Annotated in this window: 15 protein-coding genes and 1 pseudogene; 7 read left to right on the top strand and 9 right to left on the bottom strand. The window is 62.0% G+C overall.

The window, feature by feature from the left end; genetic code table 11:
- Window positions 1–198: 198 nt before the first annotated feature.
- Window positions 199–444: a hypothetical protein gene (locus tag AC07VG_RS23770; protein ID WP_495002896.1), complete on the bottom strand. Its 246-nt coding sequence runs from the start codon at window positions 442–444 to the stop codon at window positions 199–201.
- Between the two features lie 167 nt (window positions 445–611).
- Here AC07VG_RS23770 and AC07VG_RS23775 point away from each other — a divergent pair, with 167 nt between their 5' ends.
- The 4 genes from AC07VG_RS23775 (at window position 612) to AC07VG_RS23790 (ending at window position 4,329) form a co-directional block, all read left to right on the top strand.
- On the top strand, window positions 612–1,088 hold the full coding sequence (locus AC07VG_RS23775) for a PaaI family thioesterase (RefSeq protein ID WP_495002897.1): 477 nt from the start codon (window positions 612–614) through the stop codon (window positions 1,086–1,088).
- Entirely contained in the window at window positions 1,085–1,540 is a 456-nt protein-coding gene (locus tag AC07VG_RS23780; RefSeq protein WP_495002898.1) for a PaaI family thioesterase, read from the top strand. The genes AC07VG_RS23775 and AC07VG_RS23780 overlap by 4 nt, the downstream gene beginning before the upstream one ends.
- An 89-nt stretch (window positions 1,541–1,629) precedes the next feature.
- On the top strand, window positions 1,630–3,534 hold the full coding sequence (gene htpG, locus AC07VG_RS23785) for a molecular chaperone HtpG (RefSeq protein ID WP_495002899.1): 1,905 nt from the start codon (window positions 1,630–1,632) through the stop codon (window positions 3,532–3,534).
- Window positions 3,535–3,600: 66 nt separating this feature from the next.
- Window positions 3,601–4,329, top strand: a complete 729-nt coding sequence (locus AC07VG_RS23790; protein WP_495002900.1) for a dienelactone hydrolase family protein — start codon at window positions 3,601–3,603, stop codon at window positions 4,327–4,329.
- A gap of 151 nt (window positions 4,330–4,480) precedes the next feature.
- Here the strand turns inward: AC07VG_RS23790 and AC07VG_RS23795 are convergent, their stop codons facing one another.
- The 7 genes and pseudogenes from AC07VG_RS23795 to AC07VG_RS23825 all read right to left on the bottom strand — a co-directional run bounded on the left by AC07VG_RS23795 (window position 4,481) and on the right by AC07VG_RS23825 (window position 12,576).
- Entirely contained in the window at window positions 4,481–5,350 is an 870-nt protein-coding gene (locus AC07VG_RS23795) for a pirin family protein (protein WP_495021977.1), read from the bottom strand.
- Between the two features lie 88 nt (window positions 5,351–5,438).
- Window positions 5,439–5,519: pseudogene (locus AC07VG_RS23800) on the bottom strand (OsmC family protein); the annotation flags it as partial.
- 119 nt (window positions 5,520–5,638) lie between these two features.
- Window positions 5,639–6,859, bottom strand: a complete 1,221-nt coding sequence (gene fabB, locus AC07VG_RS23805) for a beta-ketoacyl-ACP synthase I (protein ID WP_495002902.1) — start codon at window positions 6,857–6,859, stop codon at window positions 5,639–5,641.
- A gap of 11 nt (window positions 6,860–6,870) precedes the next feature.
- Complete coding sequence (fabA, locus tag AC07VG_RS23810) at window positions 6,871–7,386, bottom strand: 3-hydroxyacyl-[acyl-carrier-protein] dehydratase FabA (RefSeq protein ID WP_017127984.1); 516 nt, start codon at window positions 7,384–7,386, stop codon at window positions 6,871–6,873.
- Between the two features lie 236 nt (window positions 7,387–7,622).
- Window positions 7,623–9,518, bottom strand: a complete 1,896-nt coding sequence (locus AC07VG_RS23815) for an ATP-binding protein (RefSeq protein WP_495002903.1) — start codon at window positions 9,516–9,518, stop codon at window positions 7,623–7,625.
- Window positions 9,515–10,426 (bottom strand): ABC transporter substrate-binding protein, encoded by a 912-nt coding sequence (locus AC07VG_RS23820; protein ID WP_495002904.1) that lies wholly within the window; start codon window positions 10,424–10,426, stop codon window positions 9,515–9,517. The genes AC07VG_RS23815 and AC07VG_RS23820 overlap by 4 nt, the downstream gene beginning before the upstream one ends.
- A 23-nt stretch (window positions 10,427–10,449) precedes the next feature.
- Window positions 10,450–12,576 (bottom strand): TonB-dependent receptor plug domain-containing protein, encoded by a 2,127-nt coding sequence (locus AC07VG_RS23825; protein WP_495002905.1) that lies wholly within the window; start codon window positions 12,574–12,576, stop codon window positions 10,450–10,452.
- 311 nt (window positions 12,577–12,887) lie between these two features.
- On the opposite strand from AC07VG_RS23825, the gene AC07VG_RS23830 reads away from it, so the two are divergent.
- The 3 genes from AC07VG_RS23830 to sixA are packed head-to-tail and all read left to right on the top strand — an operon-like array spanning window position 12,888 to window position 14,719.
- Window positions 12,888–13,913: an NAD(P)H-dependent glycerol-3-phosphate dehydrogenase gene (locus AC07VG_RS23830; RefSeq protein WP_495002906.1), complete on the top strand. Its 1,026-nt coding sequence runs from the start codon at window positions 12,888–12,890 to the stop codon at window positions 13,911–13,913.
- 24 nt (window positions 13,914–13,937) lie between these two features.
- Complete coding sequence (locus AC07VG_RS23835; RefSeq protein WP_495002907.1) at window positions 13,938–14,273, top strand: DUF4389 domain-containing protein; 336 nt, start codon at window positions 13,938–13,940, stop codon at window positions 14,271–14,273.
- Window positions 14,270–14,719, top strand: a complete 450-nt coding sequence (sixA, locus tag AC07VG_RS23840; RefSeq protein WP_495021978.1) for a phosphohistidine phosphatase SixA — start codon at window positions 14,270–14,272, stop codon at window positions 14,717–14,719. Before AC07VG_RS23835 ends, sixA begins: the two co-directional genes overlap by 4 nt.
- A 3-nt stretch (window positions 14,720–14,722) precedes the next feature.
- Here the strand turns inward: sixA and AC07VG_RS23845 are convergent, their stop codons facing one another.
- Entirely contained in the window at window positions 14,723–15,550 is an 828-nt protein-coding gene (locus tag AC07VG_RS23845) for a pentapeptide repeat-containing protein (RefSeq protein WP_495002909.1), read from the bottom strand.
- Window positions 15,551–15,792 lie beyond the last annotated feature (242 nt).

Raw genomic sequence — 15,792 nt, forward strand, 5'->3', positions numbered from 1 at the left:
CCTCTGTGTGCCGGCTTGCTGGCGATGCGATCTGTTAGTCGAGGTCGTTGTCGCCTGGAATATCGCTATCGCGAGCAGGCTGGCTCCTACAGGGGGAGATGGCAGGCCGGTGTCAGAAAAAATAAAACCCGCACTAGGCGGGTTTTATTTTGCGTGAAGGTTTTTGCCGTTGGGTCTTTGCAAGAACCTCCAGGGCAATCAGGAGCCGGTGGCTTCCTTGGACTGCTCTTGTGCCGCTGCTTTGCTGGAATCAACCTGAGCTTTGGCAGCATCGGCGTTTTCCTTGGCGGCCTCGTTCACCTTATCCTGAGCTTGGCTCATGCTCTTCTGAGCTTCCTGAGCGTGTTGGTTGGCGTCTTGAGCTTTGTCCTCGGATTTTTTATCGCAGGCGGCGAGACCGAGGGTAGCGGTCAACATCAAGGCAATAGCTAAAGTCTTACGCATGGGGGTGTTGCTCCTGTGTGGATATCACTGACTACTGGCCTTCAGAACACGCCCCCAAGGGTTAAGTTCCTTGATTTTAAAAGATATATAAGTACCGACCGAACGGAACTTTTTCTCTATGTTTCGTTTTTTCGGACGTATTTCTCCCGGACGAGAGCCATAAGTTCATGACCCAGAACCCTATTTTCGAGCGCGCTACGCGCTTTCTCGGCGCTATCCGGCACTGCCAGGTCCTCGGGCTGCGCTTGCACAGCGCCGATGCCCAGGGCCTGACCGTGCTCCTGCCGTACAGCGCCGAGATCGTCGGTGATCCGCAGAGCGGGGTGATCCATGGCGGGGCACTGACGACCCTGATGGACACCGCCTGTGGCATGGCCACCCTGTGTGTGTTGCCCGAGTTCGAGGTCTGTCCGACCCTGGATCTGCGCATCGACTATATGCACCCGGCAACGGCGCAGCAGGATGTCTATGGTTTCGCCGAGTGCTACCGGGTGACCCGCGACATCATCTTCGCCCGCGGCTTTGCCTATCAGGATGACCCGCAGCGGCCCATCGCCCATGTGGTCGGGACCTTCATGCGCATGGGCAAGGGAATCAAGGGCGCCCACGGTTTCAGCGGCGCGATCAACGGTGGTGCGGCATGAGCGAGGACTTCAAGACGCTGCTGCAGCAGGCCCACCAGCAGGGTGACTACGGGCAATTGCTGCAGCTTATCCCCTACGCCAAGCTGATCGGCATCCAGTGCTCACGGCTCGGCGATGAGCTGTTGTTCTGCCTGCCGGCGAACAAGGACAACATCGGCAACCCGTTGCTCCCGGCGATTCACGGCGGGGTGATCGCCGGTTTTATGGAGCTGGCCGCCGCCCTGCACCTGCTGGTGTTTACCGGCTCGCCAGGGGTGCCCAAGGTCATCGACTTTTCCGTCGATTACCTGCGCGCCGGGCAATACCGTGACACTTACGCCAAATGCCAGGTCTGTCGCCAGGGCCGGCGGGTGGCGAACGTCGCCGTCACCGCCTGGCAAAGAACCGAGGCCGAGCCGATTGCCACCGCCCGGGCCCACTTCAAGATCGAGGAAACGCTCCCGGGCACTTGAAATCGCCGTCACCGCCCCCAACTTTGATGACAACCCGCCGCCAACCCTTTCGGGGGCGGCCACTGCCATCCAATTGGAGTTTGATGACCATGAGTGTGGAAACTCAAAAGGAAACCCTGGGCTTCCAGACCGAGGTGAAGCAACTGCTGCACCTCATGATCCATTCGCTGTATTCCAACAAGGAAATTTTCCTTCGCGAATTGATCTCCAACGCTTCCGACGCTGTCGACAAATTACGTTTCGAAGCCCTGTCCAAGCCTGAGTTGCTGGAAGGTGGCGCGGAACTGAAAATCCGTGTGAGCTTCGACAAAGAGGCCAACACTGTCACTCTCGAAGACAACGGTATCGGCATGAGCCGTGACGATGTGATCACCCACCTGGGGACCATCGCCAAGTCCGGCACCGCCGATTTCATGAAGAACCTCTCGGGCGACCAGAAAAAGGACTCGCACCTGATCGGTCAGTTCGGGGTGGGCTTCTATTCGGCCTTTATCGTCGCCGACCAGGTTCAAGTGTTCAGCCGTCGTGCCGGCCTGGCCGCCAGTGAAGGCGTGCACTGGTCGTCCAAGGGCGAGGGCGAGTTCGAAGTCGCCACCGTCGAGAAGGCCGACCGCGGTACCCGTATCGTCCTGCACCTGAAGTCGGGCGAGAACGAATTCGCCGACGGCTGGCGCCTGCGCAACATCATCAAGAAGTACTCCGACCATATCGCCCTGCCGATCGAGCTGCCGAAAGAAGTGGCTGCGGTTGAGGGCGAAGAGAAGCCGGCGCTGGAGTGGGAAACCGTCAACCGCGCCAGCGCCCTGTGGACCCGTCCGCGCACTGAAGTGAAGGACGAGGAATACCAGGAGTTCTACAAGCACATCGCCCATGACTTCGAGAACCCGCTGAGCTGGAGCCATAACAAGGTCGAAGGCAAGCTGGAATACAGCTCGTTGCTCTACGTACCGGCCCGTGCGCCGTTCGACCTGTACCAGCGTGAAGCGCCGAAGGGCCTCAAGCTCTACGTGCAGCGCGTGTTCGTCATGGATCAGGCCGAGTCCTTCCTGCCGTTGTACCTGCGCTTCATCAAGGGTGTGGTCGACTCCAACGACCTGTCCCTGAACGTGTCGCGGGAAATCCTGCAGAAAGATCCGATCATCGATTCGATGAAGTCGGCGCTGACCAAGCGTGTCCTCGACATGCTGGAAAAACTGGCGAAGAACGAGCCTGAGCAATACAAGGGCTTCTGGAAAAACTTCGGCCAGGTCATGAAAGAAGGCCCGGCTGAAGACTTCGCCAACAAGGAAAAAATCGCCGGCCTGCTGCGTTTCGCCTCCACCCTGGGTGACGACGGCGAGCAAGTGGTGTCCCTGGCCGAATACCTGGCTCGCGGCAAGGAAGGCCAGGACAAGATTTACTTCCTGACTGGTGAAACCTACGCCCAGGTCAAGAACAGCCCGCACCTGGAAGTCTTCCGCAAGAAAGGCATCGAAGTGCTGCTGCTGACCGATCGTATCGACGAGTGGCTGATGAGCTACCTCAACGAATTCGACGGCAAGAGTTTTGTCGATGTGGCACGGGGCGACCTGGACCTGGGCAACCTGGACTCGGAAGAGGACAAGAAGGCTGCCGAGGAAGTCGCCAAGACCAAAGAGGGCCTGGTGGAGCGGATCAAGACCGCCCTGGGCGACGCAGTCAGCGAAGTGCGGGTTTCCCACCGCCTGACCGACTCCCCGGCGATCCTGGCCATCGGTGAGCAGGACCTGGGCCTGCAGATGCGCCAGATCCTCGAAGCGAGCGGGCAGAAGGTGCCGGACTCCAAGCCGATCTTCGAATTCAACCCGGCGCACCCGCTGATCGAGAAACTCGATGGCGAACCGGATGAAGACCGCTTTGGCGATCTGTCGCACATCCTCCTCGACCAGGCGGCCCTGGCGGCCGGTGACAGCCTGAAGGATCCGGCGGCTTATGTGCGCCGTCTGAACAAGTTGCTGGTTGAGTTGTCGGTTTAAGCACGCTGTACGAAAACCCGCTTCGGCGGGTTTTTTTATCCTTGAATGTTTTTATCGGAGTCCGAAATGAGCCAAGTTACTGTGAGTTCGGTGGTCTATCAGATCGATGGCCAGTCCTATGAGAGTCGCCTGGCTTTTGACGCCGGCCACAAGGGGCCGCGTCCGGGCCTGTTGATGGCGCCGAACTGGATGGGCGTCAGCGCTGGTGCCGAGAAGATCGCTGAAGCGGTCGCGGCCAAGGGGTATGTGGTATTGATCGCCGACCTTTATGGTCAGTCGGTTCGCCCGAGCAATAACGACGAAGCCGGCGCGGCGATGATGCCATTGAAAAATGATCGTGCGTTGTTGCGCAAACGCATGCAGGCGGCGTTCGAAGCGCTGCAAGGCCAGGAACTGGCTGTGGTGGACACGACTAGGCTGGCGACCTTCGGTTTCTGCTTCGGCGGTTGCTGCTCGTTGGAACTGGCTCGCGCCGGCGCGTCGTTGAAAGCGACCGTGTCGTTCCATGGCACGCTGGATACGCCGAACCCGGCGGATGCGAAGAACATCAAAGGCTCGGTACTGGTGCTGCATGGCGCGGCCGATCCCCTGGTGTCGAAAGAGCAGTTGCCGGCATTCGAGGAGGAAATGAATGCGGCGGGTGTCGATTGGCAGTTGCTGAGCTATGGCGGCGCGGTGCATTCCTTCACCGATCCGCACGCCAATGTGCCGGGCATGATGATGTATGACGCGAAGACGGCGGGCCGTGCGTTTGTGTCGATGCACAATCTGCTGGAAGAAGTGTTCAAGGGCTGAGAGGGCCTCTAACCTCTGACCCGGTCCCGTGTCGGAGCCGGCTTGCTGGCGATGGCGGCGGTGAGTTTTACATCGCCATCGCTGATGGGCTGTGTTGTTCTGGCGGCCGCTATCGCCAGCAAGCCGGCTCCTACAGGTTTGTGCTTGTCCTTCAGGGCCGTGTCGGCAACTCGATCCGCTCGCTTTCCCCCGGCACCTTCGGCCAATCCCCGGCCGCCCAGCGCTGACGGGCGCTATCGATCAAGGCCGGATCACTGGCGACAAAGTTCCAGTTCATCCGCCGCGGCCCATCCAGTGGCGCGCCCCCGATCACTACCAGGTGACACTCACTCTCGGCGAATAGCGTGAGGTTTTCCCCTGTCGGCAGCACCACCAGGCTGCGCGGCTCCAGCGCTTCACCCTCCAGTTGTGCCTCGCCTTCCAGCACATACACCGCACGTTCCGCATACTCATTCGCAATCAGCAGGGTGGTTGCGCTGTCCATGTGGATATCGGCATACAGCGTGGGTGACAGCACCGGCACCGGTGAGGTCAGGCAAAAACCGCTGCCGGCCACCAGGCGGATTCGCACCCCGAGATTGTCACTGCAGGGCAGGCTGGCAGCGGGGTGATGGCTGTAATGGCCGGGCCCCTGTTCCAGGGCCTTGGGCGATGCCAGCCAGATCTGCAGGCCATGCAGGCTGGAACCGCTGGCGACCAGTTCGGCCGGGGTCCGTTCGACATGGGCAATAGCGCTGCCGGCGGTCATCCAGCTGACATCGCCGGGTTTGACCTGCTGCTCGGAGCCGAGGCTGTCCTTGTGCACGATCTCGCCGGTGAACAGGTAGGTCAGGGTCGACAGGCCGATATGCGGGTGTTGCCGCACATTCATTCCGTGCCCCGGCGCATAGCGGGTTTCCAGCATATGGTCGAAAAACACGAAAGGCCCGACGCTGCGGCATTGGGCCGAGGGCAGGGGGCGCAGGATCGGTTGACCTTCGACCTCCTCGGCGCGAGGACGGATCACCAGTGGTGTGTTCATGGGGGGCTTCCTGGCTCGGCGGGCGATGGGCAAAGCATAACCCGCTTTTTCGCCGCCGCCCTTACTGGCTCAAAGCGTCTTCGGCCAGCAGGCCGTACTTGCCTTTCTGTTCCTGGCTGTTGTCGCGCTTGACCTCGACGGTGACTCCGGTCAGCGGGATGGTTTTTTTCGCGCTCGCGCCCTGGCGGGCCGATCGAGCGGCCTCTCAGCACAGGAGTGGTACTTTCCGGCAGGCAAAAAAAGCCCCGAACCAGTCGGGGCGTTTTTCATCTGGCGATCAAGCCGGGCTTACTTGCCCTGCCAGCGCTTCAGGACCAGGGTGGCATTGGTGCCGCCGAAGCCGAAGCTGTTGCTCATCACGTTGTTCAACTCAACATTTTCGCGGGTCTTGGTCAGGACCGGCATGTCAGCGACTTCCGGGTCCAGCTCTTCGATGTTGGCGGAACCGGCAATGAACTTGCCTTCCATCATCAGCAGGCAGTAGATCGTTTCGTGAACGCCAGCGGCGCCCAGGGAGTGACCGGACAGGCTCTTGGTCGAACTGATGACCGGGGCCTTGTCGCCGAAGACTTCACGCACACCTTTCATTTCCGCGACATCGCCGACCGGAGTCGAGGTGCCGTGGGTGTTCAGGTAGTCGATCGGGCCGTCGACGGTGGCCATGGCCATCTGCATGCAACGCACCGCGCCTTCGCCGCTTGGCGCGACCATGTCGTAGCCGTCGGAGGTTGCACCGTAGCCGACGATTTCCGCGTAGATCTTCGCGCCACGGGCCAGAGCGTGCTCCAGCTCCTCGACCACCACCATGCCGCCGCCGCCGGCGATGACGAAACCGTCACGCTTGGCGTCGTAGGCGCGGGAGGCCTTTTCCGGGGTTTCATTGTACTGGGTGGACAGCGCGCCCATGGCGTCGAACAGGAACGACTGGCTCCAATGTTCTTCTTCACCGCCACCGGCGAAGACGATGTCCTGCTTGCCCATCTGGATCTGCTCCAGGGCGGTACCGATGCAGTGAGCACTGGTGGCGCAAGCGGAGGAGATCGAGTAGTTCAGGCCCTTGATCTTGAACGGCGTGGCCAGGCACGCGGAAACGGTGCTGCCCATGGTGCGGGTCACGCGGTACGGCCCGACGCGCTTGACGCCCTTTTCGCGGAGGATATCCAGCGCTTCCATCTGGTTCAGGGTCGAGGCGCCGCCGGAGCCAGCCACCAGGCCAGTACGCGGGTTGGACACCTGCTCTTCGCTCAGACCGGAGTCGGCGATGGCGTCTTTCATGGCCAGGTAGGCGTAAGCCGCCGCGTGGCCGACGAAGCGATAGATCTTGCGATCGATCAGCTCTTCGAGATTGAGGTCAATGGAGCCGGAAACCTGGCTACGCAGACCCATTTCGGCATATTCCGGGTTGAAGCGGATGCCAGGGCGGCTTGCACGCAGGTTAGCGGAGACGGTCTCTTTGTCATTGCCCAGGCACGAAACGATGCCCAGACCAGTGATAACGACGCGGCGCATGCGAATAACCCTTAGAAGTTGTCAGTGGAAGTAAAAACGCCGACCCGAAGGCCTTCGGCGGTGTAGATCTCGCGACCGTCGACCGTCACCGAACCATCGGCAATGGCCAAGTTCAGCTTGCCTTTGAGGACGCGCTTGATCTGAATGTTGTAGGTCACTTTCTTGGCGGTCGGGAGGACCTGGCCGAAAAATTTCACTTCGCCCGAACCCAGCGCACGACCACGGCCCGGCAGACCCTGCCAGCCGAGGAAGAAACCGACCAGTTGCCACATGGCGTCGAGGCCCAGGCAGCCTGGCATCACCGGATCGCCCTCGAAGTGACAAGCGAAGAACCACAGGTCCGGAGTGATATCCAGTTCGGCGACCAATTCACCCTTGCCGTACTTGCCACCCTCTTCGCTGATATGGGTGATGCGATCGACCATCAGCATGTTGGGGGCGGGCAGTTGCGCGTTACCTGGGCCGAACAGCTCGCCACGACTGCAGCGCAGCAGATCTTCCCGGGTAAAGGCGTTTTGTTTGGTCATGCGAGCTCCTCAATAGTCCCATGCGGCAGGTGGGGCAAATCTTCCCGGCCGATCGAAGCGTTCATGCCTCGAATCGACAGCCTACTCATAGACTATTGCGTTGTGGTGAAAGTCACAGCACCAAGGACATGAATGTACACTTGTGCACTGAAATTTTTATTCAAGCCGGTTTTCCAGCTCATTCGGGTGCCTAAGACTGCCGCACTTTCGTCTTTCACGCCAGTCGCACATCGTATTCAGGGCAGCCATTTCCGGAGAATCTGCTGTAAGTCCACACGTTTGAAGGGCTTGGCCAGGTAGTCGTTCATGCCCGCCCGCAGGCAGCTTTCGCGATCGCCCTGCAAAGCGTTGGCGGTCAGGGCGATGATCGGTACCTGAGCGTACTCGGGCAGTTGGCGGATTTGTCGGGTGGCTTCGTAGCCGTCGACAATCGGTAGCCGGCAGTCCATCAGGATCGCCGCGAACAGGCCGTTGCGAGCCCGGTCGATGGCCTGGGCGCCGTCGGTGGCCAGGCTGACGTCGAAGCCGAGGCCGCGCAACATGGCGTCGATCACGGTCTGGTTGACCGGGTTGTCCTCCACCAGCAGCACCTTGCGCCCTTCGCCATGACCGCTCGACATGGGCGCCGAGGCGGCGGTTTCGGTCGGATGATGCAGGGCCAGGGGGATTTCCAGGGTGAACACCGAACCCAGGCCTTCTTCGCTGTGGGCGTGCAGGGTGCCGCCCATGCGTTCGGCCAGGGTTCGTGCAATGGGCAGGCCCAGGCCGGTGCCGCCGTAGCGCCGGGAGATCGAGCTGTCGGCTTGCTGGAAGGCATCGAACATCAGTTCCAGGCGTTCGCTGGAAATGCCGATGCCGCTGTCGCGTACCGTGCAGGTGAACCACAGCACATCGTCGTCCAGCGCCTGCCAGTGCGGTTCGATGCCGACGCTGCCGTGTTCGGTGAATTTCAGCGCATTGCCGATCAGGTTGACCAGGATCTGGCGGATCCGTGTCGGGTCGCCCTTGACCTGCAGGGCCAGCATGTCCGTGGGGATCTGCAGGTCCAGGTGCAGGCCGCGTTGGCTGGCATTGTGCTGGAAGGCCTGGGCGCAACTGTTGAGCAGTTCCGCGAGGTTGAACGGAATATGTTCCAGCTCCAGGGCCGAACGTTCGATCCGTGAGAAGTCGAGGATATCGTTGATCACCTTGAGCAGGTGCTCGGTGGACTCCGAGGCCAGGGCCGCGTATTCGCTCTGTTCCTCGGTCATTTCGGTGGTTTCGAGCAATTGCAGCATGCCCAGTACACCGTTCATCGGCGTGCGCAGTTCATGGCTCATCATGGCCAGGAAGTCCGACTTGGCATTGTTCGCCCGTTCCGCTTCCTCACGGGTCTGGATCAGTTGGGCGATGGCCTGGTGCTGTTCGCGGCTGGCCTGTTCCAGGGCGCCGGCAAGGTTATTGATATGTCGCGACAGGGCCCCGAGCTCGGCGTCGTCGACCACCGGCAGTTGGGTCTTGTAGTCGCCCTGTTGAATGGCCTTGACCGCCAGGCCCATGGCGCTGATCGGTTGCGCCAGGCTGGCCGCCAGTCGCCGGGCCAGGAGAAAGGTGAAGAGCAGGGCGAACAGCGCCAGGATCCCGGCCTTGAGCAGGATTTCCTGTTGCCGCTGGCTGAAGGCGTCATTGGACATGCCGACAATCACCCGCCCCAGATAGTCCTCGCTCGGCGCCACGCTGGGGGCGCTGCCTTCCTGCAGGAAGTCGTTGTCCAGTTGAATGCGTTGCAGGCGCACCGGCGCCAGGAACAGTTTCAGCGACTGTGGCCGGGCGAGCTCCGGCGCGGGTTGTTCGACATGGACCAGGATATTGTTGCTACGGTCCTGGACCTCGAGGAAGCGTACGTGGGGTGTGGCCAGGGTCGCCCGCATCAGGCTCTCGAGGACTTCGCTGTTGCCGGAAATCACCCCGTATTCGGTGGCCGGGGCCAATTGGTTGGCGATCAGTTGGCCGGTGTGGTCGAGTTCCTGGCGCAGGTCCTGGATCCGCACGAAGGTGAAGAAACTGATCAACAGCAACGTCAGTAACAGCGCGGGGCCGAGGCTGATCATCTGGGTCCGGGCACTGATGCCCCAATACCGGCGCAGGGTCATGGGCGGGTTTCTCCTTCGGCCAGCCGGATGGCGAGCGAGGCTTCGTCGATCGGCTCGATACCCAGGGCGCGGGCGACTTGCGGGTTGCTCAGAACCTTGAAACGGTGCGGGTACAGGTTGCCCGGCCAGCTGGACGGGGCACGGTCGAGCAATTCGTCGAGGATCGCCAGCCAGTCGCTCTGGTCGCTGTAGGTGCTGGCCAGGCTGCCGGCCTTGACGAAACCGGCGTTGGGGCCGATCAGCGCCAGTTGCCGGGCATAGCTGCTGAGCAGCAGGTTCTTCGCGGTCCGGGGGTTATACAAGGTCGGATCGTCCAGCCCCAGCAAGACGTCGCTGCTCTTGAGCAGGGTTTGCAGCGGACGACTGTCGCTGGTGTCGTCCCAGCGCTGGGTGACGATCTCCAGCCCCAGAGGCCGGGCCGCCTGGTTCAGTTCGGTGAGCAGGAATTCGCTGCCCTGGGTATACAGCACGCCGATCCGCCGGGCCTGGGGCATGACTGCGCGGATCAGGCGCAGTTGGCGCGACAGCGGCGGATCGCTCCACAGCAGGCTCAAATTGGCCGGCAAGCTGTTGCCCAGGCGCTGCATCGCCTGCAGGCGGCTGATGCGCAAGACCAGGGTCGCCGGCCCCTGTTTATCCTTCAGCCGCCAGTCGAGGCTCGGCGGGTCCAGCAGGATCAGCCGGGTGGCGGGGGGCAGGTGGCTGGGGGCGGGCATCTGGGCCAGGGGCACGAAGCGTATCTGGTCGCTCGGGCGCTGTTGTGCCAGGGCGGCGGTAAAGACCCGGACTCCGGGGCTGTCCTCCAGGCCGGTCAACAGCACCTCGGCCGAGCGCGCCGGGACGCTCGACAACAGCACGAACAGGGCCAGGCCCAGTCGCCTCAGGCGTCGGTTCCATGCAGATGTCATCCTTGACCTCGGGTGGCTCATGCTCAGAACTCCAGTTCTGCGCTGAAGTAGACGGCGCGGCGCTGGTTGTAGTTGTTGTCGATCCAGGTAACGGGTTGGTCGTCGAGGCGTTGTTGCAGCATCCCGGCCAGTTCCAGGCTGGCCTTGTTAAAGGGAATACGCTTGGCCAGGCGCAGGTCGACCCGTTCGAAGCGGTACTGGTTGATGGCCGCGTCGCCATAGTAGAAGGCCGAGCTCGACCAGCCGCCGCCCCAGTCGCGCATCCAGCCGGCCGAGCCGCTGTTGCGGGCGGTGAACTGCTCGTCGACCGGGTTGCTGGCCTGGACATCGACATAGGCATAGGTCAGGCGCAGGCGGTCGGCGCTACCCAGGCGCCAGTCGAACTGGGCTTCGCTACCGGTGAAGCGGGAGCTGTTGGCGTTGCTGGCGATAAACTGGTTGTTGCGCAACGGCGTGCTGATCATGTCGCTGATTTCGTCGTAGAACAGTTTCACGTCGAGGCTCAGGCCGATCTCGGCGAAGAAACCGTTATAGCCCAGTTCCCGCGAGCGCATCCGCTCCTTGTCCAGGTTTCCCGGGCCGCGGGTCTGGACAAAATACTGGCCGCTGCTCTGGCCGTAGGTGGGCGAGCTCAGGTTGGTGACCTTGTAACTCCAGTTGACGTTGTTCTCGAACATGTCCGGCGAGCGTATGGCTTCGGAATACACCGCGCGTAAGCCATGCCGGGGATTGATCAGGTAGTTGACCGCAAAGCGCGGGGTCAGGGAGGCGCCGGTCAGTTGCGCGTCTTCGTACATGGCGCCGCCCTGCACCAGCCAGTGTTCGCTGGCACGCCATTCGAGCTGGCCGAACAGGCGCCAGGTGCTGTCGTCGATGGTGCCGTTGAAATAGGTCTCGGAGTCGGCCTTGTCATAACGATAGTTCATGCCGCTGACCAGGCGCAGGCTGTCCGACAGGCTCAGGGTGTCCTGCAGTTCGAGATCGTAGCGGGTTTCGCGGGTGCTCTGGTCGATATCGCCGCAGACGGTCTGGCTGGCCCCGCCGGCCCATTGGCCGAGGACCTGGCTGGCCAGATCCTGCTCCGCCGTGCTGCCTGCCGGCGGGCTTCCGGCATTAGAGTATTGTTTTATATTGCGCGCCAGGTTTTCGGCATAGTTGGGATTCAACTGCCACAACTGGGTCAGTTGCGGACTGAACGAGATCTTGGCATCGCAGGCGCGCCAGACCTGCTGGCGATCCCAGTGCTGGGCCGAACCCTGGATATACAGGCTGTGCTGGGGATTGAGGTCGAGGTTCCAGCGCAGCGAGCCGGCGTAGTCCTTGGCGACCACATCGGAGTTGTCGCCGGCCGCCGTGATATCGGGAAACACGGCCTTGTAGGTATAGGGTCGCTGGTTGGTGCCGTCCTTGACGTTCAATTGCCAGTCGATGCTCTGTTGTTCGTTGAGCGTCTGGCTGACCGAGAGATTGACGCGGGTGATGCGCCGGCCATCGCGGTAGTCATTGCCCAGGTGGTCACTCTGGAACCCGTCGTCGTCCTGGCCGGACATCGACAGGCGCAGGTCGCCGGTGCCCCAGCCGCTGCCCTGGCTGGCGTACCAGTCATTGATGCCACGTTCGCCACGGGTGATCTTCAGGGTCGCGCCGTGGGTACTGCCCGGTGACTTGGTGAGGATATTGACCACCGCCATCAGCGCATTGGCGCCGTAGCTGACGGTGTTGGGGCCGCGAAACACCTCGATGCGCTCGATATCCTCAAGGGCCACCGGGATATCGCTCCAGTCCACGGTCGCCAGGCCCGCGCGATAGACCGAGCGGCCATCGATCAGCACCTGCATGCGTCGGGCGTTGCTGGCATCGGTACCGTGGTAGTTGATGCTGGCCTGGTTGCCGTTGGTGTAGCCGACCATCATGCCCGGCACCAGGCGCAGCAGCTCGCTGATATCCCGGGCGCCGCTGGCCTTGATCAGTTCATTGTCGATGACCGTCATGCTGCCGGGTACCGCGGCCGGCGATTGTTTCAGACGGGTGGCGGTCAGCACCTCGGGCAAGGGCTGGTTTTCCAGAAACAGGTCGTCAGCCAGCAGCGGGCCGCTGAATATCAGGGCCAGGACGACGGAGGAGCGCGTGGTGGGGGGGCCAAAGGACACGGCACAGCCTTGAAAAAAATAATAGCCGTGCATGTTAACCGAGCTTGCCAGGTTTGCCATGGCGTATGGCCGTCATTGTATAGGCTGAATCGGTCAAGCGTCCGAAACCCAGGGCACGCCACCAACTTGTGGGAGCCGGCTTGCCGGCGATGGCGTCGGTAAGGACGCTACAAGGCTCAAGGGTCCCATCGCTGGCAAGCCGGCGCCTAAAAGGATTGCGTCCGTTTAGAGGATTTGTATTGGGGCTGGCTGCCGGTGGCGTGCTCCGTATAATGCAGCCATCGCCATTGGTAGGGATAGACGGGTTACATATGACTGAACAGTACCCAATCGCGGTTCTGGGTGGCGGAAGTTTCGGCACTGCCATCGCCAATCTGCTGGCCGAGAACGGTCACCGGGTGCGCCAATGGATGCGTGATCCCGAGCAGGCCGAATCGATTCGCGTCAATCGCGAGAATCCGCGTTACCTCAAGGGCATCAAGGTGCACGCGGCGGTCGAGCCGGTCACCGACCTGGTCGCGACCCTTGACGACTGCGAGCTGTTTTTTGTCGCCTTGCCCTCCAACGCCTTGCGCAGTGTGCTGGCGCCCCATGCCGAACGCCTGGGCGGCAAGCTGCTGGTGAGCCTGACCAAGGGCATTGAGGCACAGACCTTCAAGCTGATGAGCGAGATTCTCGAAGATATCGCGCCACAAGCACGGATTGGCGTGTTGTCCGGGCCGAACCTGGCCCGCGAAGTGGCCGAGCACGCCTTGACCGCCACGGTGGTCGCCAGCGAAGACGAGGCACTCTGCAGCCGCGTCCAGGCCGCGCTGCATGGCCGGACCTTCCGCGTCTATGCCAGCGCCGACCGCTTTGGCGTCGAGCTGGGCGGGGCGTTGAAGAATGTCTACGCGATCATTGCCGGCATGGCGGTGGCGCTGGGCATGGGCGAGAACACCAAGAGCATGCTGATTACCCGGGCCCTGGCGGAAATGACCCGCTTTGCCGTCAGCCAGGGCGCCAACCCCATGACTTTCCTTGGCCTGGCCGGGGTCGGCGACTTGATCGTCACCTGTTCCTCACCGAAGAGCCGCAACTACCAGGTCGGTTTCGCTCTCGGCCAGGGCCTGAGCCTGGAAGAGGCGGTCACCCGCCTGGGCGAGGTCGCCGAAGGGGTCAATACCCTCAAGGTATTGAAGGTCAAGGCGCAGGAAGTTGGAGTCTATATGCCCCTGGTGGCCGGTTTACATGCCATTCTGTTTGAAGGGCGGACCCTGAACCAGGTGATCGAGCTGCTGATGCGCGGCGAGCCGAAAACCGATGTCGATTTTATTTCCACCAGCGGTTTCAACTGATATTCAGCGCCACGGGAGCGAGTCATGAACGAGTCCAAGTACGAATCCATTGTGTTGCGCATTGTCTGGATGCTGGTGTTCCTGCTGGTCTGGCAGGTCGCCCAGTTCATCCTCGGCGGAGTCGTGCTGGTGCAGTTGGGCTATCGGCTGTTCTATGGCGCGCCGAGTGCCAACCTGATGAACTTCGGCGACAGCCTGAGCCAGTTCCTCGCCCAGATCGGTCGTTTCGGCAGTTTCCATAGCGAACAGAAGCCCTGGCCGTTCGCCGATTGGCCGGCACCACGGGCTCCGGAAGGCGAAGCCGCGCATGTGGTGCCGCCGGCGCCGCATCCGGCCCGTGACGAGGAGCCCAAGCTATGAAAGTCTGGGTTCTGCGTCATGGCGAAGCCGAACCCCAGGCCCGCAGTGATGCCGAACGGGCGCTGACCGCCCATGGCCGCGAGCAGGTCCTGCGCAGCGCCGCCCAACTGATCGGCCAGCCGTTGCAGGCGATCTACGCCAGCCCTTACCTGAGGGCGCAACAAACCGCGCAGCTGGTGCGTGATGTGCTGGGTTTCGAGGCCGAGATCATTACCGTGCCCTGGCTGACCCCGCAGAGCAATCCGCGCGATGTCAGCCTGCGGCTCGACACGGGGCAGAACCTGTTGCTGGTCAGCCATCAGCCGCTGGTGGGCAGTCTGCTCAGCTTGTTGCTGCACGGCCATCTGCACCAGCCGGAGCCCATGGGCACGGCCAGCCTCGCCGAGCTGGAAGGGGAGTTGCCGCTGGACGGGGCGATGACGCTGTTGGGCGTCAGGCACCCCTGAGGGTCAGTGGCTCAACACCGCACCGAGCAAATCGGTGCGGGTGTTTTTCAAGGTGGCGGCGTTGACCCTGGCGCCCTTGAACAGGCAGGCCTCAAAGTGACCGGAGAGCACGGTGTTCCTCAGGTCGCAATGGCTGAAGTCGTTGCTTTTGAAACCACTGGAGAGCAGTGCCGCGTTGAGATTGGCGGCTCTGAAGTCGGCCTCCTGATATTGCCCGAAAAATCTCACCCCGCGTAAATCCCCGCCGCTCAGGTCAACGCCGATCATATTGACGTTGGTCACCTGCAAGGCCCTTAACGCCTGGCAGATGGATGCCTTGCTCCAGTACCTGAACGCGCGGCGGGTATCCTCGTCCTGGAATGGCAGGTCCTGGATGGCCTGGTGATCCCGGGCGGCGATGTTCAGGGCGCAGCGCTTCAGGGCGTTGGTCAGTTGCGGTGATAGCGAGGGCGGTACCCGCAAGTCGAAGAGTTTCTTCTGCACATGCAGGGACACCCGGCCGCCACCGTCCAGGTGAACACCGTCCCAACTGTTCAGGATGCCAGGGAAGCGGGCGGCGGCGGCCACCATCAATTCCAGCAGGTCGGCCAACGGGTACTGGCGCAGGGACGGCGCGCTGCCGAGGAACAGCCGCGCCTGGAGCAGCGAGTCCTTCAAGCCGAGCAGGGTCAGGTCGCGTTCGCTCCGCGAGAAATCGTCTGACATCAGCTCGCGGACCGCGCCGCTGTGCGGTTCGCCCGGGCTGGTGTTTGTGAGAACGGGGAGCTGGGCGTTGACCTGGGCGTTACCCGAGGGCATGAAGCGGCGAAGAAGACGGCCTATCGTTGCCATGGAAATCTCTTGCAAGGGCTGGAAGGCGGAAATTCGACGCGATATGCCCCGTGGCGACTATCAGATTCCGCCCGGCTTTCCTGGCGCGGGCTGCTGCCTCCTGCACTTGATGGGGGCTTTTTCAGCTTGCGAGCTTCTGTTCTTCCGTGAAATAGTCGACCGAGCGTCTGCTTGGTTGGTCGGACCTTGGCCGTGTGGCGCCTGAGGTGAACACGGGGCGAGGGTAGGGCCGCGGCTAAGAC

The sequence above is a fragment of the Pseudomonas sp. GW821-FHT03C07 genome (genome assembly GCF_059420925.1).